At 63.2% G+C, this 22,816-nt stretch carries 19 protein-coding genes and 1 tRNA gene; 7 read left to right on the top strand and 13 right to left on the bottom strand.

The features are described from left to right. Positions 1 to 23: 23 nt before the first annotated feature. Positions 24 to 1,820 (bottom strand): adenylate/guanylate cyclase domain-containing protein, encoded by a 1,797-nt coding sequence (locus BRA1253DRAFT_RS19460; RefSeq protein ID WP_007597122.1) that lies wholly within the window; start codon positions 1,818 to 1,820, stop codon positions 24 to 26. A gap of 235 nt (positions 1,821 to 2,055) precedes the next feature. On the opposite strand from BRA1253DRAFT_RS19460, the gene BRA1253DRAFT_RS19455 reads away from it, so the two are divergent. Beyond that, complete coding sequence (locus BRA1253DRAFT_RS19455) at positions 2,056 to 2,688, top strand: LysE family translocator (RefSeq protein WP_007597116.1); 633 nt, start codon at positions 2,056 to 2,058, stop codon at positions 2,686 to 2,688. Positions 2,689 to 2,694: 6 nt separating this feature from the next. Here the strand turns inward: BRA1253DRAFT_RS19455 and BRA1253DRAFT_RS19450 are convergent, their stop codons facing one another. Beyond that, positions 2,695 to 3,447, bottom strand: coding sequence for a sulfite exporter TauE/SafE family protein (locus BRA1253DRAFT_RS19450; RefSeq protein ID WP_007597114.1), 753 nt, complete (start codon positions 3,445 to 3,447; stop codon positions 2,695 to 2,697). Positions 3,448 to 3,536: 89 nt separating this feature from the next. Between BRA1253DRAFT_RS19450 and BRA1253DRAFT_RS19445 the strand changes: the two genes are divergently transcribed. Further along, positions 3,537 to 4,427: a LysR substrate-binding domain-containing protein gene (locus tag BRA1253DRAFT_RS19445; protein WP_007597112.1), complete on the top strand. Its 891-nt coding sequence runs from the start codon at positions 3,537 to 3,539 to the stop codon at positions 4,425 to 4,427. An 8-nt stretch (positions 4,428 to 4,435) separates the two neighbouring features. Here BRA1253DRAFT_RS19445 and BRA1253DRAFT_RS19440 read toward each other — a convergent pair whose 3' ends face one another. The 3 genes from BRA1253DRAFT_RS19440 to BRA1253DRAFT_RS19430 form a co-directional block, all read right to left on the bottom strand. Beyond that, on the bottom strand, positions 4,436 to 5,401 hold the full coding sequence (locus BRA1253DRAFT_RS19440) for a tripartite tricarboxylate transporter substrate binding protein (protein ID WP_007597111.1): 966 nt from the start codon (positions 5,399 to 5,401) through the stop codon (positions 4,436 to 4,438). Positions 5,402 to 5,418: 17 nt separating this feature from the next. After that, positions 5,419 to 6,201, bottom strand: a complete 783-nt coding sequence (gene hisN / locus BRA1253DRAFT_RS19435) for a histidinol-phosphatase (protein ID WP_007597108.1) — start codon at positions 6,199 to 6,201, stop codon at positions 5,419 to 5,421. A gap of 538 nt (positions 6,202 to 6,739) precedes the next feature. After that, on the bottom strand, positions 6,740 to 7,630 hold the full coding sequence (locus BRA1253DRAFT_RS19430) for an N-formylglutamate amidohydrolase (protein WP_007597106.1): 891 nt from the start codon (positions 7,628 to 7,630) through the stop codon (positions 6,740 to 6,742). Positions 7,631 to 8,031: 401 nt separating this feature from the next. Here BRA1253DRAFT_RS19430 and cpdR point away from each other — a divergent pair, with 401 nt between their 5' ends. Next, the gene (cpdR, locus tag BRA1253DRAFT_RS19425; RefSeq protein WP_007597092.1) at positions 8,032 to 8,391 is read left to right on the top strand and encodes a cell cycle two-component system response regulator CpdR; all 360 of its coding nucleotides are present in this window, start codon (positions 8,032 to 8,034) and stop codon (positions 8,389 to 8,391) included. Positions 8,392 to 8,465: 74 nt separating this feature from the next. Next, positions 8,466 to 8,540, top strand: a tRNA-Val gene (locus BRA1253DRAFT_RS19420). Positions 8,541 to 8,667: 127 nt separating this feature from the next. Here the strand turns inward: BRA1253DRAFT_RS19420 and BRA1253DRAFT_RS19415 are convergent. Next, entirely contained in the window at positions 8,668 to 9,366 is a 699-nt protein-coding gene (locus BRA1253DRAFT_RS19415) for a DUF4440 domain-containing protein (RefSeq protein WP_245285945.1), read from the bottom strand. Between the two features lie 100 nt (positions 9,367 to 9,466). Between BRA1253DRAFT_RS19415 and BRA1253DRAFT_RS19410 the strand changes: the two genes are divergently transcribed. Beyond that, complete coding sequence (locus BRA1253DRAFT_RS19410; protein WP_035995285.1) at positions 9,467 to 9,709, top strand: hypothetical protein; 243 nt, start codon at positions 9,467 to 9,469, stop codon at positions 9,707 to 9,709. Between the two features lie 202 nt (positions 9,710 to 9,911). Beyond that, on the top strand, positions 9,912 to 11,186 hold the full coding sequence (locus BRA1253DRAFT_RS19405; protein ID WP_007597086.1) for a lipase family protein: 1,275 nt from the start codon (positions 9,912 to 9,914) through the stop codon (positions 11,184 to 11,186). Here the strand turns inward: BRA1253DRAFT_RS19405 and BRA1253DRAFT_RS19400 are convergent. Further along, positions 11,183 to 12,274: an enolase C-terminal domain-like protein gene (locus BRA1253DRAFT_RS19400; RefSeq protein WP_007597084.1), complete on the bottom strand. Its 1,092-nt coding sequence runs from the start codon at positions 12,272 to 12,274 to the stop codon at positions 11,183 to 11,185. The genes BRA1253DRAFT_RS19405 and BRA1253DRAFT_RS19400 overlap by 4 nt on opposite strands. 390 nt (positions 12,275 to 12,664) lie before the next feature. Then, on the bottom strand, positions 12,665 to 13,888 hold the full coding sequence (locus BRA1253DRAFT_RS19395) for an ABC transporter substrate-binding protein (RefSeq protein WP_007597082.1): 1,224 nt from the start codon (positions 13,886 to 13,888) through the stop codon (positions 12,665 to 12,667). 404 nt (positions 13,889 to 14,292) lie between these two features. Here BRA1253DRAFT_RS19395 and BRA1253DRAFT_RS42875 point away from each other — a divergent pair, with 404 nt between their 5' ends. After that, positions 14,293 to 14,499: a hypothetical protein gene (locus BRA1253DRAFT_RS42875; protein ID WP_035993660.1), complete on the top strand. Its 207-nt coding sequence runs from the start codon at positions 14,293 to 14,295 to the stop codon at positions 14,497 to 14,499. Between the two features lie 605 nt (positions 14,500 to 15,104). Here the strand turns inward: BRA1253DRAFT_RS42875 and BRA1253DRAFT_RS19380 are convergent. The 5 genes from BRA1253DRAFT_RS19380 to BRA1253DRAFT_RS19360 form a co-directional block, all read right to left on the bottom strand. Next, entirely contained in the window at positions 15,105 to 17,048 is a 1,944-nt protein-coding gene (locus tag BRA1253DRAFT_RS19380; RefSeq protein ID WP_007597078.1) for a glycosyltransferase, read from the bottom strand. Then, positions 17,045 to 18,427 (bottom strand): HlyD family efflux transporter periplasmic adaptor subunit, encoded by a 1,383-nt coding sequence (locus BRA1253DRAFT_RS19375; RefSeq protein WP_035993653.1) that lies wholly within the window; start codon positions 18,425 to 18,427, stop codon positions 17,045 to 17,047. Before BRA1253DRAFT_RS19375 ends, BRA1253DRAFT_RS19380 begins: the two co-directional genes overlap by 4 nt. 153 nt (positions 18,428 to 18,580) lie before the next feature. Next, complete coding sequence (locus tag BRA1253DRAFT_RS19370) at positions 18,581 to 20,581, bottom strand: bifunctional diguanylate cyclase/phosphodiesterase (protein WP_007597076.1); 2,001 nt, start codon at positions 20,579 to 20,581, stop codon at positions 18,581 to 18,583. Between the two features lie 5 nt (positions 20,582 to 20,586). Beyond that, entirely contained in the window at positions 20,587 to 21,591 is a 1,005-nt protein-coding gene (locus BRA1253DRAFT_RS19365) for a TRAP transporter substrate-binding protein (RefSeq protein WP_007597075.1), read from the bottom strand. Between the two features lie 212 nt (positions 21,592 to 21,803). Continuing rightward, the gene (locus tag BRA1253DRAFT_RS19360; RefSeq protein ID WP_007597074.1) at positions 21,804 to 22,733 is read right to left on the bottom strand and encodes an alpha/beta hydrolase; all 930 of its coding nucleotides are present in this window, start codon (positions 22,731 to 22,733) and stop codon (positions 21,804 to 21,806) included. Positions 22,734 to 22,816 lie beyond the last annotated feature (83 nt).

The following is a 22,816-nucleotide window of genomic DNA, read 5'->3' as shown; positions in this document are numbered from 1 at the left end:
TGCCGCGTGGCCGCGGCTGGCCCTCAGGATTCGGCGACGCGTTTGACGTCACTCGAGACCAGGGTCAGTTTCCCGAGCGGCACGCCCGCATTCAAGAGTCCGGCGCGGTAATGGGCGAGGTCCTCGGGCCGCTTCCAGTGGAAATTGCGCAAATGGCGGTCGACATTGAGTGTCGGGTAATTAGCCATGAGCACGCGGGTCGCCTCGACCGCCTCGTCGCCCCGCCCCAATTGCGCCAGCGCCGCGGCGCGGATTGCCAGCGCCTGCAAATGGTTCGGGTTGATGTAGAGTTGCTCTCGAGCCCATGACAGGGTCGCGTCATATTGGCCCAGCAAATAATGGCTGAAGGCGTTCAGTGCGGCCCATTGGTAGCGCGGATCGCTGTTGTCGCGCTGTGCGGCCATCGAGAACAGCTCGATCGCCTCGCGGTGCTCGCCGACGGCGAAATGGCAGATGCCGAGCACGCCGCGCGCGCCGTTGTCGTAGGGGTTGAGCGCGACGGCGCGTTTGGCGGCATCCATCGCGGCCTCGTAATGGCCCTCCAGCGCGTGGGTCCAGGACAGGATCGAGAACGCAAATGACGAGCGCGGGTCGAGCCGGACGCTGGTTTCGGCAAGCTTCATCGCCTCGGCCCACATCTCGCGCGTGCCCTTGACCCAGCCGAAATGGATACTCTGGATCTGGATCGTGGCGAGATAGGCATGCGCAATCGACAGCTTGGGCTCGAGCCTGATGGCCTCCCGGAACAGGTCGACGGCGATGGCCAGGTCTTCCTTGGTTTGCCGATAATAGTGCGACAGCCCTTTGAGGAAGCGGTCCCAGGCGGTGACGTCGGTCGACAGCCGCGCCGGCGCCGAGGCCTCGGCCCGGACGATCTCGGTGGCGATGGCGGCGGACAGGTTGGTAGTGATCTCGTCCTGCATCGCGAAGAGATCGCCGATGTCGCGGTCGTAGCGGCCAGTCCAGAGCTGCTCGCCGGTCTCCGGCGCGATCAGCTCTGCGGTGACGCGGATCTTGGCTCCGGCACGCCGCACCGAACCCTGGATCAGATAGCTAGCGTCGATCTCCCGCGCGATCAGGCGGGTGCTGACGTTGTTGCCCTTGAACACGAACGTCGAGTTGCGGCTCAGCACGCGATAGAAGGATTGCAGCGACAGCGCGTGAATCAAATCTTCGGTCAGGCCATCGGAGAAATACTCGTCCTGGGCGTCGCTGAGATTGGCAAAAGGCAGCACGCCGACGATCGCGGTGCGGTACTGCTGCGAGAGGGCGGATGCCTCCCTCAGCGCGGGCGCAAGCGCCGGTGCACCCTCAGGCGTCCAGGTCCAGACCCCGATCGGATCCTTGATGTTCTTGAAGCGGTGGTTGCCGGCATCGACCAGCGGCACGGTGAGATGCTTGCCGGCCTCCTTGTAGGCCTTGGCCGAGATCGCGAAGCCGCCGGGGCTCGCCACGGCTTCGAGGCGGACGGCAATGTTGACATCGTCACCGAAGACCTCGTCCTCGTCGGCGATGACATCACCCATATGGATCCCGAGGCGGAACTGCATGGCGCGATCGGCGGGCAGATGGTGATTGCGCTCCGCCATCAGCGTCTGCATCGCGATCGCGGCCTCGGTGGCGCCGACGATCGAGGGGAATTCCAGCAGGAAGCCGTCGCCGGTGTTTTTGACGACGCGGCCGCCGTGATTGAGGATGATGGGGTGGATCGCGCTGCGATGGGCCTTGAAGGCGGCATGGGTGCCGGCCTCATCGGTGCCCATCATGCGCGAATAGCCGGCGACATCGGCGCAGACGATGGCGGCCAGACGTCTTTCCATATTCCGGAGCTCCAAGAGACTTGGAAGAGATCGAGGACCGGCCACGGCGTGGCCGTCGCCTCGAATCCCGCGTTCAAAGAACCCGTTCCTTATAGAGCAGATGAGGCCGAGCGAAAGTACGAACCGCATTGCAAATTCGAGGTAAATCCTCGGCAATCCCGGCAGTGGACGGGGACGAGCGAACCCACTAAGCCGGCCTCTTGGGCCACGGTTGGGCGGCGGAGGTACGTCACACATGCTGGGCATTCACGAAATCTGGCTCTTCGTCCTGTCGGGCGTGCTGCTCAACATCACGCCGGGGCCCGATACGGTCTATGTGATCGGCCGCAGCATGCAGCTGGGCTGGCGAGGTGGCGCCGCGGCCGCGCTGGGCATCAGTTGCGGCTGCTTTTTCCATGTCGCGGGCGCCGCGATCGGGCTTTCGGCCCTGCTGACGGCCTCATCGACCGCGTTCTCGATCCTGAAGCTGGTTGGAGCGGCCTATCTCGTCGTGACCGGGCTTCAGATGCTGTGGTCGCGCCCGGTGCCGGCCTCGGCCATCGACGAGCCGGTGCAGAGCTCGCTGCGGAGGGTATTCCTCCAGGGCGTCTTCACCAACGCGCTCAATCCCAAGGTCGCGCTGTTCTTCCTGGCCTTCCTGCCGCAATTCGTCGCAGCCGACTCGGCGCACAAGCCGCTCGCCTTCCTGACGCTCGGCCTGATCTTCATCTGCACGGGAACGCTGTGGTGCCTGGTGCTGGCGGCGTTCGCGGCAAGGGCCGCCCACCGCCTGCGGAGCTCCGAAGGCGCGATCGCCTGGGTCAACTGTGCCCTCGGCGGCCTCTTCATCTATCTCGGCGTCCGCGTCGCCATGCTGGAGACGCGGTAACTTCTTTTACGCGAATTCCTTCAGCAGCGCGCTGCCGGCGAGATAGAGGCCGAGCAGGATCATCGCGATCAGGAACCAGCGGCGAAACGCTTCCGCCGGCATCCGCGCCCGCACCGTTTGGCCGATGTACATGCCGGCAAACGCGCACGCCATGCCGACGGCGCCCGGCACCGCATTGGCCGGCGTCAGCAATCCGCCCGCGGTGAGGTTGAAGGCGAGCGCCAATGTCGCCGTCGTGAAGAACACGCCGAGCGCCTGCACCAGCTCGTCCTTCTCCATGCCGATCGCCTGCATGAACGGCATCGAGGGGATCACCTGCACGCCGGTCGAGGCCGAGATCACGCCGGTGACCACACCGACGACGCCACCGACCCATTTCTCGTTCTTTGGCGCAACGTGAAACTGGAATTTGTTCAGCCCGATGATCGCGTAGATGACGAGCAGGACGCCGAGCACGATCGTGCCGTAGCGCGCATGCGGGCCGGTGAGCGCGCCGGCATTGAGCCAGCACCCGATCACGGTGCCGATCATCAGCGGCCACAGCCGCCGCAGGATGTCGCGCAAATGGGGGCCGACGAAAGTCTGCCAGATGTTGGTGACGATGGCGGGCACGATCACGATGGCGATCGCGCGGCTCGGCGCCATGCTCACGGCGAGCAGTCCCATGGACACCGTCGGCAGGCCAAGCCCGACCACGCCCTTGACGAAGCCGGCGAGCAGGAAGATGGCGGCGATGAGAATGAGGAGCGGGTCGATCATATCTGCACATTGACCGATGCCGCGCGTCGGCACAATCTGTAGCTTACGGAGAAAGCCTTCGTCTGGAGCGAAGGCTGGAGGGACCCGGGATGCGCTTCGACCTCGTCGACCTCCAGCTGTTTATCGCGGTCGCCGACCAGCGCAGCATCACCCGCGGCGCGGAGCGGTCGCATCTGGCGCTAGCCTCAGCCAGCGCGCGCATCAAGGGGCTGGAGGATGCGCTCGGCGTCGCGCTGCTCAAGCGCGGGCGCCGCGGCGTTGAGTTGACCTCGGCCGGCGAGAGCCTGCTCGATCACGCCCGTCTCGTCATTCACCAGATCGACGCCATGCGGGGCGATCTCGCCGGCTTTGCCAGCGGCGTGCGCGCGAGCGTGCATTTCCTCGCGAATACCTCCGGCCTCTCGGAGCATCTGCCGAAGGCGCTTGCCGGCTTCCTGCGCGAGCATCGCGACGTCGCCATCGACATCGAGGAGCGCGAGAGCACCGACATCGCGGCCGCGATCACTGCGGGCGCGGCCGATCTCGGCTTCGCAGCCGAGCACGCGCTGCCCGATCATATCGAGCGATTCGCCTTCAGCGAGGATCGCCTGACGCTGGTGACGTCCAGGCGCGGCCCGTTCGCCGGCCGCCGCGCGATCGATTTCCAGGAGGCGGGCGCTTGCGACTTCGTCGGGCTCACCAGCGCCACCGCGCTTCAGGTGCATATTTCGAAGCACGCCGCTCGGCTCGGCATGCGGCCGCATTACCGCGCACGCCTGCGCGATTTCGACGCGATCTGCCAGATGGTCGCCGCCGATGTCGGCGTTGCCCTGGTGCCCGAAGCCGCGGCCCGCCGCTGCGCGAAACTGATGCCGCTTGCCATGGTCCGCCTGCGCGATACCTGGGCCAACCGCAAACTCGTGATCTGCGCGCGAAGCTTCAAGACGCTGCCGCGCCCGGCAAAGATGCTGGTGGAGCATTTGCGGTCTGCGGCAGTGTGAGCTCTGCGCTACCTCGCGGTCTCCACGCCAGCGTCCTTGATCACCTTCGCCCATTTCTTGGTCTCGTCCGCGATGAAGCTGCGAAAATGCTCCGGCTCATCGCCGACAAGCGTCGCGCCCTGGGCGGCGAGCTTTTCCTTCACCGCGGGATCCGCCATCGCCTTCGTGGCGAGGGCATGCAGCGCCGCGACGATCTCCTTCGGCGTGCCCTTCGGCGCCACCATGCCGTACCAGTTCTCGATGCGCAGATCGGCAAAGCCGGCTTCCGCCGTGGTCGGCACGTCAGGCGCCGTCGGCGAACGCTCGGCGGAGCCCACCGCGATCGGCCGCAGGGCGCCCGCCTTGACCTGCGGCAGCAGCACGGGGAGATCCAGGAACGTCATCTGCACCTGCTGGCCCAGCAGATCGTTCACGGCGGGCGCCGCGCCGCGATAGGGCACGTGCACGATGCCGATCTTCGCCGTCAGCTTGAACAATTCGCCGGCGAGATGCGGCAGGCTGCCGGGGCCGGAGGAGGCGAAGTTGAGCTTTCCGGGCTGCGCCTTGGCGAGCGCGATCAATTCCGCGATGTCCTTTGCGGGAACGTTGGTGGCGACAACGAGCATTTCCGGCACGGTCGCCACCAGCGTCACTGGTGTGCGGTCGTTGAGCGTATCGTAGGCGACCCTCTCCATGCTCGGGCTGATCGCCAGCGCGCCGGCGCTGGAGATCGCGATGGTGTAGCCGTCGGGTGCAGCCTTGGAGACGGCATCGGTGCCGAGCACGCCGCCCTGGCCGCCGCGATTGTCGATCAGCACCGGCTGTCCTGACAGCTCCGACATGCGCTGGCCGATCACCCGCGCGATGATGTCGTTGGGGCCGCCGGCCGGGAACGGCACGATCAGCTTGATCGGCTTGGCCGGGAAGTTCTGGGCGCAGGCCAGTGTCGGAACCAGAAGCAAGGCGGCGAGAAGGAGCGTGCGCCGGTTGGTCATGCAGGCTCCTATATCGCCTATCCGTTGAGCAGTTTCAGTGCTTCTTCGTGAACCCTGGCGTCGCCGGCCGCGACGATACGGCCGCCGCCCTGCGCCGGCTTGCCTTCCCAGGTGGTGACGACGCCGCCGGCGCCGGTCACGATCGGGATCAGGGCTGCGATGTCGTAAGGCTTCAGCTCGGTCTCAACCACGAGATCGACGTGACCTGCCGCCAGCATGCAATAGCAGTAGCAGTCGCCGCCATAGCGCGACAGCCGCGCGCCCTGCTCGATGCGGCCGAAGATGGCGCGGTCGCGCTCGTTCATCAGCAGCGGGCTGGTGGTGTAGGTCGTCGCCTCCGACAGCGAAGCACAGCGCCGGACCTGGAGCCGGCGCTCGCCGGAGGGGCCTTTATAATGAGCGGAGCCGCTGTCGCCGGAAAAGCGTTCGCCGATGAAGGGCTGGTGCATCATGCCGTAGACCGGCGTGCCCTTGTGCAGGAGCGCGATCAGGGTGCCCCAGATCGGAAAGCCGCCGATGAAGGATTTGGTGCCGTCGATGGGGTCGAGCACCCAGACATAGTCCGAATCCTCGCGCTCGTTGCCGAATTCCTCGCCAACGATGCCGTGCTGGGGAAAGTTGGCCTTGATCAGACGCCGCATCACCGCCTCCGCAGCGCGATCGGCCTCGGTCACGGGGTCGAATTCCCTAGTCTTGCTCTTGTCCTCGATCGACAGCGAGGTGCGGAAGAACGGCAGGATGGTTTCGCCGGAGGCGGTGGCGAGCCGTCCGATGAAGGCGGAGAAATCGATCACCGTCACGGCGTATCCTCAAAAAGCGAAAGTCGGGTGAAGCTCACTCCTGCCTAGCTCAAATCGGAAGAATCGTGCAGCGCTGTCTTGCTTTTGCACCCTGGTATTTTGGATGCGGGAAGCATTCGCCTCGTCGAAGACACCCGCTGGGCAAATATCGATCATTGAGTTGAAACCTTAGTTCCGGGCCTGCCTTGTTCGTATGCAAATGACTATCAACCCATTGAATTTCCTTATCAAAGGAACTGAATCTGGGTTTCTCTGGAAGCAACCGAGCTATGTCCTCATTGCATGGGAAATCGCTCGAAAGCCCTTGCACTTTGTGCGTCGCGGCCGCATATTGTTGCGGTGCGGTAGCGCTTCTCGCGTTACTGCTGCCCTCCTTGGGCGTTTCCTCCCTAGACTTGGGCCGCTTCTTCATTAGAAGCGGCCCTTTTTTCTTTCAGCCTCTGCTTTCTCTCAGCATCGGCTTTCATTTCAATGCGCGCCGCGAAACGCGTTCGCGCTGATCGCACCCAACACAATCGTTAGAAGAAAAACGTTGCGCCTATTCCGCCGCGGCCTGGAACGGGCCGAGATCGCCGAACGGGACCGTAGTCGCCAGCACGTCGGCGAGCACGCCGAAGTCCGACGCCACTTGCGCAAAGCGTGGACTGCGCTCGCGCCGCCGCTCGTCCATGTAGATTGCGCGGTTGAGCTCGAGCTGCACGGCGTGCAGGCCACTGGCCGGGTTGCCGTAATGCTCGGTGATGAAGCCGCCGGCATAGGGCTTGTTGCGGCCGATCGAATAGCCGAGGCCGGCCATGGTCTCCTCGACCCGGTCGGGCAATAGCGGCGTGCAGCTCGTGCCGTAGCGGTCGCCGATCACGATGTCGGGCCGGCGCGGCTCGTCGCGGGAGACGCCGACCGAGGGCATCGAATGGCAGTCGACCAGCACGACGGTGCCGAACATCTGGTGCACCCTGTTGATCAGCCGGCGCAGCGCGCGATGATAGGGCTTGTACAACGTCTCGATCCGCCCCAGCGCGTCGTCGACCAGGATGCGCTCGCGATAGATCTCCTGGCCGTCGCCGACCACGCGCGGAATGGTGCCAAGTCCGCCGGCAACCCGCATCGAGCGGGTGTTGGCAAAGCTCGGCAGGCGCCCGGTGAACATCCGGGGATCGAGCTCGTAGGGCTCGCGGTTGACGTCGACATAGGAGCGCGGAAAGTTGACCCGCACGGTCGGAAAGCCGCGCTCGCTGAGATGGCCGATCAGCTCGTCCATGAAGGAATCTTCGGAACGCCGCAGCGTCGGCAGGTCGATCCTGGAGGCGCTGAGAAATTCGTCCGGATAGGTCGAGCCGGAATGGGGCGAGTTGAAGATTACCGGCGCGCGCCATTGCGCGGGCTCAACGATCTCGAAGGCTGGCGACTTGTCGCCGTCAAACCGGGTCATCTTCTCAGGCTTCGTCCCTTGGTGTCAGGCTTCGTCCCTTGGCAATCAGGCTTTGCCCGTTGGTATCAGGCTTCACCCTTGGCGCCGCACGATCCAACAAGCCCGGCACCGGCCTCAACGCATTGATTCGGCCGATCGGGCGGCTCTTATGTGTCGTCATTGTCCGGAATCGCAACCATCCTGCCAAGCGAAAAGATGAGATCTGTGCTGGAACATGTCTTAACCCTGCGGGCAGCGAGGTGGGGACCGGCAGGTACGGCTCGATTGCTTCGAACTGCTTTCAGGTTCACAAGGGGCCGGCAAGCACAGCCGGCTGAGGGTAAAGATTTTCACCCCAAATTTACCCTCCGTCGGGCTTAGTGACCTCTGCTGATATCCTCTGGGGATTCGACATTTCCGCCATGCCAAAGATCCTGCTCGCCGAAGACGACAACGACATGCGCCGTTTCCTGGTCAAGGCGCTGGAAAACGCCGGTTTTCAGGTCTCGTCCCACGATAACGGCATGGCCGCCTATCAGCGGCTGCGGGAAGAGCCGTTCGAAATGCTGCTCACAGACATCGTGATGCCGGAGATGGACGGCATCGAGCTCGCCCGCCGGGCCTCGGAACTCGACCCCGACATCAAGATCATGTTCATCACCGGCTTCGCCGCGGTCGCCCTGAACTCGGATTCGGACGCCCCCAAGAACGCCAAGGTGCTGTCCAAGCCTGTGCATTTGCGCGAATTGGTCAGCGAAGTGAACAAGATGCTGGCGGCCTAAATCGGCCGCCTTCCGTCCTTGCACCGGCTCCCCTGAGCCGTTATAGGGACCCGACCCGATCTAGACGACATCTAGGGCGCGTAGCTCAGCGGGAGAGCACTACCTTGACATGGTAGGGGTCACAGGTTCGATCCCTGTCGCGCCCACCACGCTTCGCCTTCGGCTTCGCGTGGCACAGCCTGGAAAATCACGGCGAAGCGTGTCCGGCGTAGCTCGAAGAGCGGAGACGGACTGGAGCGGCAGCCTCCTTAGCCGACATACCGCCGCTAAATCCCCCTATTTCAGTTCCGTATTCGCGACCGGAAGGATGGAGGCGACGTGCCAGCCGTCCGCATCCTGAACGTAGGTCTGGCTGATCAGAAACGTATTTTGTTGTGGCGGCTTGCCCGGAAGGCCGCGCGTAAAGACGATCGGCACGAGGACCTGCATGACCTCGTTCGAGATCACGGCGACGTGGAATTTCGACATGTCGGGCTCGAGGTGCCAGGTGCCTTCGTAATACGCCTTGAAGCGGTCGGCGACCGCATCGCGCCCTCTCGTCTCTATGCCTCTCGCAAACAACAGCGTGCTCGGCGAATTCCAGAGCATGGCTTTCACATCGTTTGCGCTATGCGCATTCTGCGCGGCAATGAACTTGTCGAAGATGGCTCGCGCCTCGGCATCATTTGCGGCAGCGCGCGCAGGTCCGGCTGGCCAGAACGTTGCGGCGAAAAACAGCGCTGCGGTCATCACGGCAAGATGGGGGCGTCGCGCAATCGGTCGTGACCCGGCGCTGGCCAAAAACTTCCTGGGAAGGATCATGTTCACCTCGTTGTTTGCCGGCTGGCGTTTTGAATGCTGGTTGTCATACCATTGATCGCTTCGCTGATTTTTCAGGATCGCGCGATCAGAGCTCACAGCTGCATCACAGATGCGTTGGATCAGGCTGTCGGATGCCGCGGGACGTAACCGGCAAGCTCTCGCCGCCGGCGTCAAGTTGAGTTATCGTCTTGCAGTGTCATTAGCTCGGATGACATCCGGGCCACGATGCCGCCTGGCGCGATCCGGCCACATCACGGTGAAGGGAATGCGCACCATGCGAGGGAGCTGTCTTGCCGTGGCGATATTGTCGCTGATGGCGTCGCGGGCCGACGCAGCCATCATCGACTGGCAGGCTGAGCTCCAGCGCTGCCGCGCGCTGCGCGAAAACGTGGCGCCACTGCTGCAGGCCGGCCAAGGAATATCCGCAGTCGGCCGCTCCAATACGGCCGTGCGCCGTTGCATCTGGATCCAGCGCCGGGCGGTGCGCAAGAAAATCCCCGGCGCGGAGACCTGGTAGCTACGCAGACCGGGATCTGCCCATCTCTGAACAGACGTGTCCGAAAAGACGTGTCTGCAAAAAACTTGCCTGAAATAGACTTGCCTCAAATAGACTTGGACCCGCGCACGATCGTCTCCATAATCGACGCGGAAAGTGCATTGCTGCGGCAATCAACCCGCCAACAAAAATGCGGCACACTGCAAGGGAACTGGAGACGCCGATGTTCAAAACCCCGAGTCCGAAATTCGTGATGGCGCTCGCCGTCGTCACAGGCCTCGCGATGGCGCAAGCCCACGCGGATTCGTCGCTGCCGGTGGGACCGAAAGTCGGCGATCAGGACCTGTCCGGCTTTTATCGCTGGCTCCAAGCCCTCCCAGAAAGCCCCGGCGTGATGCTGCGCAGGGAGGCGATGCTTGCGCAGCCGGAGATCACGAGCGCCGGTGTCGCCGAGCGCATCCTCTACACGTCCACGGATGTGCGCTGGCACGCCGGTATCGTGCCGGTGAGCGGTACGGTCTATCTGCCCAAGGGCGAGCCGCCGGCCGGAGGCTGGCCGCTGGTCGCGTGGGCGCACGGCACGCTCGGCGTGTCGGATTCCTGTGCGCCGTCCTGGACCGGGCACAAGCCGCGCGATGCCACCTACATCCAGCGCTGGCTCGAGAACGGGTTTGCGGTGGTGGCGACCGATTATCAGGGGCTCGGCGGCGCGGGGCCGCATCCTTATCTGATCTGGGAGGCGGAAGGGCGCTCCGTGCTCGACGGCGCGCGTGCTGCGCTCGCCGCGTATCGCGACAAGCTCGCTTCAAAGGTTTTCGTCACCGGACAATCGCAAGGCTCGGGCGCGGCAATGGGCGCGACTGTGATCGCGGAAAGCTACGCGCCCGACGTGCCGCTGATCGCCACCGTGGCGACGGGCCTGGTGTCCACGTTCCCCGATGGCCCCTATAAGCCGCCGCAGACGACCGCGATCGCTTCGCCGATCTATACGTCGCTGATGATGCTCGGCGGCTCGTTGCCGGATGGCGCGCCGTCCGCCGACGATCTCGTCTCCGACAAGGGCAAGCCGGTCCTGAAAGCGGCGCGTGAAAGCTGCACGCCTGAGATGCGCGAGGTCGCGCGCAAGGACGGCATTACCGCCGAGAACGTCTATGTCGAGCCCATCGCCAATGTGCTGGCGCGGTTGACGCCGATCACGGACATGAAGGCCGTGCGGCTGAAGGTGCCGGTGCTGCTCGGGACCGGTCTTGCCGATTCCACGCTGGTCCCGACACGGCAATATGCCGAAGTCGCGGCGCTGTGCGCGGCCGGCAACGAGGTGGTCTGGAAGACTTATCCCGGCGCGACGCACAATGGCGGCCTGAACGCGGCCTTCCCGGATGCGCTCGCGTTCTTCCGCGGCATGCTCGCCGGACAAAAGCCGCAGGCCAATTGCGCGGGAATTGCCGAGCCCGGCGCTCCGGGCGAGGCCGCGAAGGGCATCGCTTTCAACGATTAGCTCACGAGATACTTCTTCACCGCCGCCTCGTCCCACACAATTCCGTTGCCGGGCTCCTCGCCCGGCAGGGCAAAGCCGTCCTTGACGATCAGCCGCGTTGAAAGCACCGCGTCGGCCCAGTCGACATATTCGAGCCAGTGCGCGGTGGGCGTTACGCACAAAAGATGCGCGCTGACTTCCGAGAACAGATGCGTCGACATCTCGATGCCGGCGGCGTGCGCCAGCGCGGCGGCGCGCAGCCAGCCGGTGACGCCGCCGATGCGCTGCACGTCGGGCATCACGAAGTCGCAGGCCTCGGCGGAGAGCGCGGATTGCATCGCGAACGCGCTGTCGAAATTCTCGCCGATCTGGACCGGCGTGCGCAGCGCGTCCGCGATACGGGCGTTGCCCTCATAATCGTCGTGACGGATCGGCTCCTCGATCCAGGTCAGCCCCTCGTCGTCGAGCATCTCGCCGCGGCGGGTCGCCTCGGTCACCGTCAGCGCCTGGTTGTAGTCGCACATCAGCGTCACGTCGTCGCCGACGGCCTTGCGCACCGCGCGCACCACCTTGAGGTCTTCCCGCGCATCGGGACGGCCGACTCGGATCTTTGCGGCCTGAAAGCCCTCGGCCAGCAGCTTGTGGGCTTCCTCCACCGCGGCATCCGCCGGCATGATGCCGAGCCCCTTCGAATTGTAGGCCCTGACCGGTTTTGGCGCGCCGCCGAGCAGCCGCGCCAGCGGCAGGCCGCGTGCGCGTGCCAACGCGTCCCACGCCGCCATGTCGATGCCGGATTGCGCCAGCCGCTGCAGGCCGGCGAGGCCGAGCAGGGTGAAGCGCTGGGTCAGCTTGCGCTCGATCTCGAACGGCAGCAGCTCGTCGCCCGCAAGCAGCTCCGACATTTCCGCGACCATTGCCGTCAACGGCTTCAAGGCCGACGGCGTGATCGAGAACAGATAGGCGTGCCCTACGGCACCCTTGTCGGTCTCGCAGTCGATCAGCACCAGCGGCGCCTTGGCAACCGCACCGGTCGAGGTCTGGAGCGGCAGTTTCATCGGCACGATCACGGCGCGGGCAGTGAAGCGCCTGATGCGGATGGTCTCGGTCATTCGGATGATCTCCGGAAGTGAATGCAGGTTCGTGCCGATCTTAAACGTCTGTGATGAAACGAAAAGCCGCCGACCGCGACCACCATAAAATGGGGTTGCGCGGGAGTTGAAGCCGGCGTGAGAAGCCGAATTCAGTCCGGGCGTGCCCGGATGTTGCCAAGACGCAGGTGCGTCGCCTCTCCCGCTTGCGTGAGAGGTCGGCGCCGTCCGGGCGATGCGAAGCATCGTCCCGCGCGCCGGGTGAGGGCTTTCTCCTCTTGGGGGCTCTCGATTGCGGATGCACCGTCTCCCCAACCCTCCCCCGCAAGCGGGGGAGGGAGCGCACCTCTCCCTTCGATGCGATAAACGCCGACGCTCCCTCAAGCGGGCAACTGCCCTGCCCGAGTCAGCTCACCGCGCCGCGCCTTCCGTGAAGGCCGTCTCGATCACATCGCCGAAGGGTTGCCAGGAGCGGCCGTCGAACTGGACCAGCCGCATCTGCCTGATCGGCAGGTAGCTGTTCGGCGAGGTGTTCATCCTGATGTTGGGCAGCGCGACCGAGGGTTGATAATTCCTCAGCGAAGCCGCCTGACGCATGATGTTCTCGCGCGAGAGGTCATCGCCGCATTGCTTCAGCACCTGCGTCAGCGCCTCGGCCGCGGCATAGCCATAGAGCGCCGCGCTGCTGTTGGTGCTTTCGTCGTGATGGTATTTGTCCATGAAGGCGAACCAGTCCTTCATGGCGGGATCGTCCTTCCATGCGGGATCGCTAGGATCCTTCAGGAAGGCCGCCGAGATCACGCCGGAGGAATTCTCGAGGCCTGCGGGCGCCATCGCGTTGGCGATCGAGGCCGAGGCGTCGTTGACGATGAAGACCGGGCGCCATTTCATTGACGCTGCCAGCTTGATCACCTTGGACGCCGTCGACGGTACGCCGAGAAAGACGAAAATATCGGCACCGGCGCGCTTGAGGATCGAGACGTGTCCGTCGAGATGCTCGTCGGCAATGTCGAAGGCGATGTCGACGAGGACGAGACGGTTCAGATCGCCAAGGCCTTCCTCCATGCCCTTGAGAAGCGCACGCCCGAACTGGTCGTTCTGCCAGAGCACCACGATCTTCTTCCTGGGATAATAGGCCTGGAGATAGTTGGCGTAGATGCGCCCCTCCGACCGGAACGACGGCTGCCAGCCCATGGTCCAGGGAAACGCCTTGGCCTGGCTCAGCTCCTCGTCGCCGGAGGCGACGAACAGCTGCGGAATCTTCTTCGCGTTCAGATACCAGCGCGCGGCGAGATTGCCCGGCGTGCCGAACGAGCCGAACATCAAATGCACGTCGTCCGTCTCGACCAGCTTGCGGGTCAGCTCCAGCGCGGTCGTGGGGTCGGAATTGTCGTCGCGGGTGATGAAGCGGATCTTGCGGCCGTTGATGCCGCCGCGCGCGTTGACCATGTCGAAATAGGCAGCTTCCGCCTGGCCGATAGCGCCGAACTCCGAGAGCGGTCCCGAATACGGCATGACATTGCCGATGCGGATTTCGTTGTCGGCGGTGGGTTGATCGGCGCGCTCCCGCGACATCGCCCCGAGCGAGGCGTAGGAGATGATCAGAACGAACAGCAGCCTGCCGGTGACGCGCATGCTCGACACCTTGTCGTTGGCCCCCAACGAGGTCGGCTCAGTCCGCAGCAAGGCGATTGATCTACGTCAAGCGTTTGTCAAAGCTGTGGCCGGACGGCGGGCTTCTTGCCGGCCGAACGGAATGGCAAGCGTATTGACGTGCCGACCGTGGCGGGCCGTCCGCGGACCTCGAACTCGATCTCGACCCCGCGGTCGCGAAACCGGACGATACAGTGCAGGTTGCCGATGAAAAATGATTCTATCTGTGAAAGTTCACATTTGGGATAGCGGGCCTTAGTTTGGCTGGTGGTCAATATTGACCGGTGGCAGCAGAGCTTGCCGTTCCATCATGTTCCATCACCGCTCCCATTGGCATCCATCGATGACAGAGAGTATTGCGCTCCCGCCGGATCCAGGCAAGCCTCATGACCATTCAACGACCGCCTTGTCCTAAATGCCAGACGACAATGATGCTGGCGCGCATCACGCCCGGCTCCGCCGGTTTTGACATTCGTACCTTCGAATGTTCCGCTTGCGATTTCGTCGATCAGATCGCGGTCGATCTGGTCGACCCGATGAGATCGGCCCATACCTTGGCTTGGTTTCACAGCGAATTGCGGGCGCCTACGTAGGAACGCGCCCTACCCGGAACGATCGAGCGCCGAAAGCCTGGACGTGGGCGTTGGTTGAGAACAACCGATTGCAGCGCTCGGCTTGGCAGGTGCGGTGACGTGCTCAGTATGGATCGGTCCGACCTTGAGTGTTCCGCTCAGCGCTATTCTTCAGCGATCTTAGTGCTGCGCTTTGACAAACATGTCGAAGGAGGGTTTCCGAAAGACGGACGACCAATTCTTTCAAGTCCTTGTTCTCCTTTTCGAGAGAGTGGAGGGCGCGCTCCATTCGCAGTTCGTCTTCGAGACTCCGGGGCCAAAGGGTTGGCTGTCTTCGCTCGGTGATCATCCCTTCCTCCCAACAGCGCTACGTATCTCTTCGCGCTCTTTGGCATGACGCCCCCCAAAAAAACTACGTGCTCTCAACGACGATTCGCAGCTCAATATTGCTCAGCTTCGGCGGTTATCGCATTGGGTATCCGAAGGCTCGATTTGCCGGGGCGCTCTCAGTCGCCGCACTCGGATACGATGCTCCTTGCTACGAATCTCCTCGCTGTGAGGAAATGAGGCCTGCTAGGACAGCCATGTTGTCCAACCCTTCTACCTGCCGCCGGTGGTAGACGTAGTCACCCGAATATCCGCATCAATAATGCTTTGCCGACGGGAGCGGCGCGTATGCCGGTGAATGCACTGACGTAGTCACCGGAATAGAAAGCGCGAATGAGATCGATGCGCGTGTTCAGGGTTTCATCAAACCGGACCGCAAATCCATCCCCAGTTCGTCGCACGACCAGGGCAGCTACTTTTCTTTCCTGGAGGGTGCAATGAACCGCGGTCCCGACTGGCGGTGGCTTGTCGCTCACGAAGCGGGCGCCCGTGATCGACATGTCTGCCAAACGGTAGATGAACTGCCGGCCACCGAGATTGAAAAGAACCGGCTCATCTCGCTCGAACCGCTCGGCCTTCCGTCGCCGCGGCTGCTCGATCGACACCAAGCAGACGATCATCAGAATGATCGCGTTGTACAAACTCCAGGCGAGCGCCAGGCTGCCATAGGCGATCATGTCGCCTTGCACATGAAGCACGAAGGCATAGACGATACCCGCGAGCGTAATCGCCAGTGCGGTGCCGTATACCCTGAGCAGTGGCCACTCGATGAAGCGTTGATCGCGATCCCCGCCCTTTGCGGTGACCTTGAATTTGTGCCCCTGCGTCTTGAGCAGCCCCGCCGCCACGGCCTTGAGAACCGCCGGCAGTGCAATGTATTGAGCGACATCCGACATCACCGCCATGGAGCGTCCGCGGGAAATCCAGGCCATGGTGAGCGAATACCAGACATAGAAGGGTAGGAAATATCCGAGGAGTTCGAAAAGATCCGCCTGGACGGCTTTGACGCCGAAGAGAAGATAAAGGCTCGGAACGACGAGACCGAATACCTTGACGACATAGGTCGAGGTCCAACTCATGAATGCTTCGATGAGAGACAGCCTGTCGATAACATCCAGCTGCGATCTTCGGGAAAAAGGGCCACTTCGCCCGCGAAAGATCTGCATGAAGCCAAGACACCATCGGCTGCGCTGGGTGATGTACTCCTTGAGGCCCTCCGGGGCCAGCCCCAAGGTCAGACGTTCGTTCAGGTACACCGTGCCCGCGCCAATTTCCTTCAGCCGCAGCGTCAGCAAGTAGTCCTCCGTCACGGAGTCGGTCGGAAAGCCGCCAATTTTCACGAGGGATGAGAATCTGATGACCGACGACGTGCCGCAACAAAAAGCCACGCCCCAAGCGTCTTTCGATGGCATCAGAATATCGAAGAAGAAACGCTGCTCGTCCGGCCAGACCTTGGTCGCGGCCAGGTTGGTTTGGATCGGATCCGCATTGATGAAATGCTGAGGCGTTTGCACCACGCCTACGCGCTGATCGCCGAACAAGCACATCGCGCGGGCGAGGAATTCGGGCATCGGAACGAAATCGGCGTCGAGGATCGAAATGAAGTCAGGGGGATCGGCGAGCTCCGCCACATGCCGCAGGGCGTGATTGATGTTGCCAGCCTTGGCGTCGGTGTTGTCGGGGCGCGCCAGATAGCGGCAGCCGAGCTGGCCGGCAAGCTTTTCGAGCCAGTCACGCCGCCCGTCGTCCAGAACCCAGACACGGTAGTTGGGATAGTTCATTCCCGTGGCGCCGATGATTGTGCGCTCCAGGATCGACGTTTCCTCGTTGTAGGTGCAAACGAATACGTCGATCAGCGGAGCTTGCCGCCCGGCAAGCCACCGCCTGTTGGCTTCGACTTGCGGCGTACGATCGGTCGTGCGGCTGAGAAATACCAGCGACAGTGCACCCGCTGCAAGCGATGCAGCCTCGACGATGAGGAACAGAAATCCCACGGCGAAATCGGCGGTCCAGCCGACGGGCGGGACCGTTGCCGTCATGCGCCATCCAAAATAACGGAGCATGAGCAGCAACACGATTGAAATCATCAGCGAACGCGCCGCGGAGTTTTCGTGCCTGAGCCAGGGAAGGACGGCAACGCAGAACCCGAGCGCAATAAGGCCCGGCGTCAGCGCGGCGATCATGGCTTTCTCGCCGTGTCTGCCGAGAAGATGACGCGTCCGGTTCGCCCGACCGGACAATCGTTGGAGCCATCGTTGAGGTCGGGGACAGAAATCGTCGCGCGATACGGTTCCTTGCTCAGCGCATCGGGATTAATGGCGAGGTTCGCTGCGGCCCCTGCGGAGCCGGTGAGATTGACGACGGTGCCAGCCAATTCGGGCCCGCCGGCGCTCGGCCGGAAATGTGCGAGAGATCCCAGTTTCAGCCCGTTATACACGCTCTCAGTGACGTTCGCCGTCACCACGGCACCGGAACAATCGAGTAGACGGACGAGCGGTTGTCCGGCCCGGACGTCCTCTCCAGGCGCCGTCATGACCTCCCATATTCGGCCGGCGATGGGGAATTTGATGTCCGCCTCGGAGCGGCTGATGTAACGAGATCGTTCGGATTCAATCTCGCCGACGAGCCACGAGATTTGCGCATCAGCATGCGCTACGTCCGCGGTGAGCCCTTCAGCCCGCTGCCGCATTTCCTCCTCACGCTGCACCGAGCTCGGACGATCGTTGTAGCTGTCGCCGAGGAACGTGCCCTCGCGCGCGGCGGTGAGCTCAACCTGGGTTGCATCCAGGCGGCGGCGCGCGCCGATTTCGGTTTGCTGGGCAATGGTTTGATCCCGCGTCAAGCGCCCAAGCTCGACAGACGAAACGCTGCCCGATTTGATAAGCGATGAAGCTCGTTCCACCGCGGCCGCCGCCTCCTCGCGACGCGCTGCGGCGGCTTCGATTGATGTTTGGATTTCTGCGATGCGCGCCTCGAGCTGACGGATGCGCCCCGCTGTGAACAGGGCCGCCTGACGCGCCAGATCCTTCTGCGCCGCCTGGGCTGAAGCTATCTTCGAAACGAGGCTCGGCCTTTCGTTTTCGAGGCGAGACATCTGACTGCGTAGATCATCGAGCCGCACGCGGTCTCCGCGCGGATTGACGACACGAAGGATGAAAGTGCCCTCGCCGACGATGCCTAAATCGCCTGCCAGACTGGCCCCCGCTGAAATCTTCCCGTCGATCGGCGACCTCAATGTCACGAGCCTGGAATTGACGACGGCTTCGACGCTTGACGTCTGGAAAAGCGCCCTGAGCGGCAGCCAGCCGAATACTGCGACGATGGCGATGCCCGCTGCGGCCTTCACAAATCGGCGAAGCGTCCGGCTCGGCTTGGATTGCGCCAGATCCGCGGCCGCAGCGCCGCCAGTTGCCGGGGCATCGGTATTGCCGGGACTGAGACGCGCATCCAACGCGCGTTGCAAACCGTGCGCGTCATGGTTTCCGTCCATCGCGAGAGGCTTCGCGATATCTGGACCGCCGCTTTCGAGCGTCGAACCGAAACGCGTTTTGTTTTGCATCATACACCTGACAGCTAACGCGCAACCTCAGAGCGAGATGCCGTCGGCCGGACCCAAATGCAATCTTGGTGTTGAAACAGTTAGTTGAAACAAGAGAACTGTCTGCAATAGAGAGCCGCCAAGAGCCGCGTTGGCCGAACGGGAACAGGGTCGGTGCTACCGTTCGGCTGATAAGTTGACGAGGTGCAGCTTGGTGGCTTGGGCCGGCGCGGGCGAAGCCGGTGGCATTGCCTTCTCAAAGTCCGCGAGAATGCTGGCGCCGAGCTCCGAGGCGGGGATCGGCCGGCCGAAGAAGAAGCCTTGCACCTGATCACCCTCGGCCGCCTCGAGAAAAGCTGCCTGGTTGGCGGTTTCGACGCCTTCGACCGTGACGCGCATGTGCAGTTCCCGTCCGAGCGCGATGATCGCTTTCACTACTGTCCCGACCTGACAATGGGGGCCGTTGAGGCTCTGCATGAAGGCTCGATCGATCTTGATCTTGTCGAACGGAAAGCGCCACAGATAGCTGAGGCTCGAATAGCCAGCCCCGAAATCGTCCATCACGATGGCAACGCCCATCGTCTTGAGCGTCCGGAGTTGCGCCATGATCGTTTCGGTGTTGCCGAGCAGCAGGCTTTCGGTGATCTCCAGTTCGAGCCGGTGCGCCGCGAGTCCAGCCTCTGTTAGTGCGGTGGCGACGATGTCACCGATGTTGCCCGCCACGAACTGCGCGGGTGACAGGTTCACTGCAACGGTCAGGTGCGCCGGCCAGGTCGCGGCCGTGCGGCATGCCTCCCGCAATACCCACGCCCCGATCTTGTCGATAAGCCGCAAGTCCTCGGCGACCGGAATGAAGGTCAATGGCGGAATGAGGGTTCCGTCCGCCGCAGGCATCCGGATCAGCGCTTCGAACCCGGCAAGGCGGCGCCGGGATACTTCGAAGAGCGGCTGGTAATGCAATTCGAAGCGATCATTCAGCACCGCCTCGCGAATCGCCCTCTCAAGCTCGATGCGCGCTTGCAGCTCGGTGTCCATTTCGGGCAGGAAAAACCGGATGCAGTTGCGGCCGGCGGCCTTGGCCGCGTAGAGCGCGAGGTCAGCACTCTTGAGCAACCCCTCGGGGCTGGTGTCTTCCCCCGTCGCCAGCGCCACGCCGATGCTAGCGGTGGTGAGGATCTCGTGCTGCTTGAATTTCACGGTCGCATTTATCGCGGCGGCGAGATGGCTCGCAAACGACTCGGCCTGAGCTTTGCCGGCGATGCCGCACTGCACGACCACGAATTCGTCGCCGCCGAGCCGCGCCACCACGTCGTCGATCCTGACCGCGGCGCGAAGACGCTTGGCGATGGACTTGAGCAGAAAATCGCCGCCGTCGTGACCAAGCGAATCGTTGACCTCCTTGAAACGGTCGATGTCGATGAAGTGTACGGCAAGGCTGCTGCCCCGCATCGGCAGGCGAGCGATGGCGCTCTCCAGTTTTTCGATCAGCTGCGGGCGATTGGTCAGCCCGGTCAACGCGTCATGATGGGCGAGAAACCGGATGCGCCGGTCAGCGTGCTTCACCTTTGTTTCCCGATACCAGGCAATTGCGGGAATGGAGAAGGCGAGACCTGACAGCAGGCAAAGAAACACGGCTGCGGTCAGGAACGTATTGTGGACATTCTTGCGTTGCTCGGTTTCATCCACGTAGGCCGCAACGACAGCGGTGAGGCGACCGTCGGTCTGGATCGGGACATAGGCGCGGGCGAAGAATGCCGGTCGGTCGGGCGAATTTCCCTCCCCGACGTCGATGATCGGTTGACCGTCAACCGCTGATCGCGCTGCATCGGGGCTATATTCAGACAAGTCGACGAGCGCGATCTTTTCGCGGGTCGAAACGAACTGGGAGTAGCCATTACGGTTGAACTCGTAGTGAAAGACCTCGCCGGAATTTCGCGCCGACCGGAAGAACGCCATGCTCGCGGCGGAAGGCTGCTCGCCGCCGGCGATCTGCTCGAGATCGGCGACACTGGCCGCAAGGAACCTCGCCCAGCTACGAGCGGTCGACGTCGCATCTTGACGGAGAAGATGTTCGGTCGTGATTTTCAGGGTGGTCCCGGCGCCCAGCAACAGAATGGCGAGCGCGGCGACGATGGTGACGATGTTTCGCTGAGGCCGGATCCTGGCGAGTGACGGCATCAGTGCTACCGCGTCGATCGCATTTTCGTGAGCTCGGCCCGAGCGGTTTTCAGCAGCTCGGCATTGCGCTCACTTTTCGAAGCCCAATCGTCGGCAACGGCCGCGAACACGGCATTGGCCGCATCGAGGTCCGACGGCGAGGGTATGGTCACCTGGCGTTTGGGATCGGTCTTCAGCTCACCCATGATGCTGTTTTCCACGGCTTCGTAGGTATCCATGAAGCGCCCGGCAGACCATGCACCACTGTATTTGAGGATGATCGCCTGCGCCGATTTCGGCAGCCGGTTGAACGTCTTCCGATTCATCAAGACCATCAGCGGCGCGCCGCCGACACCAAGAAGGTAATGATAAGTCGCAACGCGTTTGATGCCGTAATCGACCACTGAAGCAGGGTTCACGAGGGCGCCATCGATGCTGCCGTTGCCGATGGCTTCGGAGATCTTGTTGACCGGCAGGAGCACAGGCCGCGCCCCGAGCTTTTCGAGCGCTGCGGCTTCGCCAGGATTGTTGACGCGAATTCTCTTGTCCTTGAGATCGTTCAACGACGTGATCGCGATATTGCTGTGGATCGTCTCAGGCTCGCTGACATAAGCGCCGATCACGATGTAGTCATCGTATCCTTGCAGCGCGTTGGCGGCCATCAGCCGGCCGAACACCGCAACGGACTCCCGCATGCTCGCAAACAGGCCGGGCATTTCGATGATTGCGTTATCCGCAAACCGGTTGCGCGTCAGCCCCGTCACGACGTAGGCGATGTCGGCCCTACCGTCGAGCACGAGCTGGGGCTGCTCAGCCGGATCCTTGCCAAGCGCGCCGCTGAAATAGGTTTCAATTTCGATCTGGCCTCTGGCCTCGGTGTTGACCGCCTCGACGAACGGCTTGACCGCGGCGAGATAACTCGTCGAGCGGTCGGAGCTGAAGAAGGCCAATTTGAGCTTGACCGGTTCGGCGGCTGAGGTCGAAATCAACGCAAACGAGATCACCGCGCATCGTGCCAGCAACGTAAGCATCGGTTTTCCGATCGTGGCAGCGACGGGTCACACAGTTGTGCGAAACGCCGATTTTCTCGGTCTGTAGCGGACCCTCATAGATTGAACTACTTCAAGTAACTCTCCTAGATAGCACGCGGTGCTCCAGGCGGCGACCAGGATCGCGAATCGTGGTTTAAGGCGTGCTAACGTCGGCGAGGCGTGGCCGGTATCGGCGTGCTCCCGGCACGCCGCTACGGCAGCCCGCGCGCCTCGAGCTGATGCACCAGCAGCAGCGTCGGCTCGGCGAGGCTGTCGCCGGAGCCGTCGAGACCGAAGGCGCTCGCGATGCCGTCGCGGCTCCGCAGCAGCGCGCTGCGCGGACAATGGCCGGCGCCGCAGAGCGTCGTCTTCAGGGTCTCGCCCTGCGCCGTGACGCCGGCGGAATCATCCGCGGCCCAGGCCAGCACGATCGGGACGTCGACATTGAGGATGCCGGGGAAGACCGAGCGCTTGTTGTACTGGCTGGCGTCGCTGCCGAGATAGGCCTTCTCGCTGTCGCTCGCGTCCTTGCCGGCGCGGTAGACCCCGGACACCAGCACGACTGCCGCAACATCGGCGCGGTCGGTCTGGAGTTCGGGATGGGCCAGCAGGGTGGCGACATGGAAGGCGCCGGCGCCGTAGCCGACTGCGACGATCTCGCGGGCATCGCCGTTGAACAGGTCGATATTGCCGTGGACCCAGGACAGCGCCGCCGCTACGTCGGTCGCACCCGCCGGCCACGTCGCCGAGGGCGCCAGCCGATAGTTGACGCGCACGCCGACCATGTCGTTGCGTGCGGCAAAGCACATGGCTTGGTCCTGGATCTGGCGCGACAGCTCCGGCGCGGCGCGGTCGCCGGTGAAGGTGTCGCCGGTCACGAACAGCAGCACCGGCCGCGGCGTATCCGCCTTGGTCGTGGCGGTGGCGACATCGAGCACATTGGCTTCGCTCTCGCCGTAGCGCAGGCCGCGCGAGAAGGTGACCTGCTCGCACAGCCGCGCGGTGCCGCCCGCGGTGGTGTCGTTGTCGGTGAGGCCCACCCGGACGAGATCGGACGGCGCGTCCGGCCGCATCGGTAGGGGACCTTGTGCGGAGGCTGCCGTCAGGCCCAGAGTCAGAAAAAATGCGAGAAAATTCTTCATGTCGGTGTTGGCCCTGCGTGCCCGATATGGGCTCGCGCGTTTGGCCCGTCTTTTCAATTCGCCTTATTAGTTAGCTGGTCATG

The sequence above is a fragment of the Bradyrhizobium sp. WSM1253 genome (genome assembly GCF_000244935.1).
Taxonomy (GTDB): Bacteria; Pseudomonadota; Alphaproteobacteria; order Rhizobiales; family Xanthobacteraceae; genus Bradyrhizobium; species Bradyrhizobium canariense.
Note: the sequence above shows the minus strand (reverse complement) of the source record. Positions and strands in the feature narration are given on the sequence as shown.

Coding starts and splice junctions, on each gene's coding strand:
- BRA1253DRAFT_RS19445 (WP_007597112.1), top strand. CDS start 3,537: ATGCGCTTCGACCTCGTCGACCTCCAGCTGTTTATCGCGGTCGCCGAC.
- BRA1253DRAFT_RS19410 (WP_035995285.1), top strand. CDS start 9,467: ATGCGAGGGAGCTGTCTTGCCGTGGCGATATTGTCGCTGATGGCGTCG.
- BRA1253DRAFT_RS19370 (WP_007597076.1), bottom strand. CDS start 20,581: ATGCCGTCACTCGCCAGGATCCGGCCTCAGCGAAACATCGTCACCATC.
- BRA1253DRAFT_RS19460 (WP_007597122.1), bottom strand. CDS start 1,820: ATGGAAAGACGTCTGGCCGCCATCGTCTGCGCCGATGTCGCCGGCTAT.
- BRA1253DRAFT_RS19380 (WP_007597078.1), bottom strand. CDS start 17,048: ATGATCGCCGCGCTGACGCCGGGCCTTATTGCGCTCGGGTTCTGCGTT.
- BRA1253DRAFT_RS19450 (WP_007597114.1), bottom strand. CDS start 3,447: ATGATCGACCCGCTCCTCATTCTCATCGCCGCCATCTTCCTGCTCGCC.
- BRA1253DRAFT_RS42875 (WP_035993660.1), top strand. CDS start 14,293: ATGACCATTCAACGACCGCCTTGTCCTAAATGCCAGACGACAATGATG.
- BRA1253DRAFT_RS19365 (WP_007597075.1), bottom strand. CDS start 21,591: ATGCTTACGTTGCTGGCACGATGCGCGGTGATCTCGTTTGCGTTGATT.
- BRA1253DRAFT_RS19400 (WP_007597084.1), bottom strand. CDS start 12,274: ATGACCGAGACCATCCGCATCAGGCGCTTCACTGCCCGCGCCGTGATC.
- cpdR (WP_007597092.1), top strand. CDS start 8,032: ATGCCAAAGATCCTGCTCGCCGAAGACGACAACGACATGCGCCGTTTC.
- BRA1253DRAFT_RS19360 (WP_007597074.1), bottom strand. CDS start 22,733: ATGAAGAATTTTCTCGCATTTTTTCTGACTCTGGGCCTGACGGCAGCC.
- BRA1253DRAFT_RS19405 (WP_007597086.1), top strand. CDS start 9,912: ATGTTCAAAACCCCGAGTCCGAAATTCGTGATGGCGCTCGCCGTCGTC.
- BRA1253DRAFT_RS19440 (WP_007597111.1), bottom strand. CDS start 5,401: ATGACCAACCGGCGCACGCTCCTTCTCGCCGCCTTGCTTCTGGTTCCG.
- BRA1253DRAFT_RS19430 (WP_007597106.1), bottom strand. CDS start 7,630: ATGACCCGGTTTGACGGCGACAAGTCGCCAGCCTTCGAGATCGTTGAG.
- BRA1253DRAFT_RS19455 (WP_007597116.1), top strand. CDS start 2,056: ATGCTGGGCATTCACGAAATCTGGCTCTTCGTCCTGTCGGGCGTGCTG.
- BRA1253DRAFT_RS19375 (WP_035993653.1), bottom strand. CDS start 18,427: ATGATGCAAAACAAAACGCGTTTCGGTTCGACGCTCGAAAGCGGCGGT.
- BRA1253DRAFT_RS19395 (WP_007597082.1), bottom strand. CDS start 13,888: ATGCGCGTCACCGGCAGGCTGCTGTTCGTTCTGATCATCTCCTACGCC.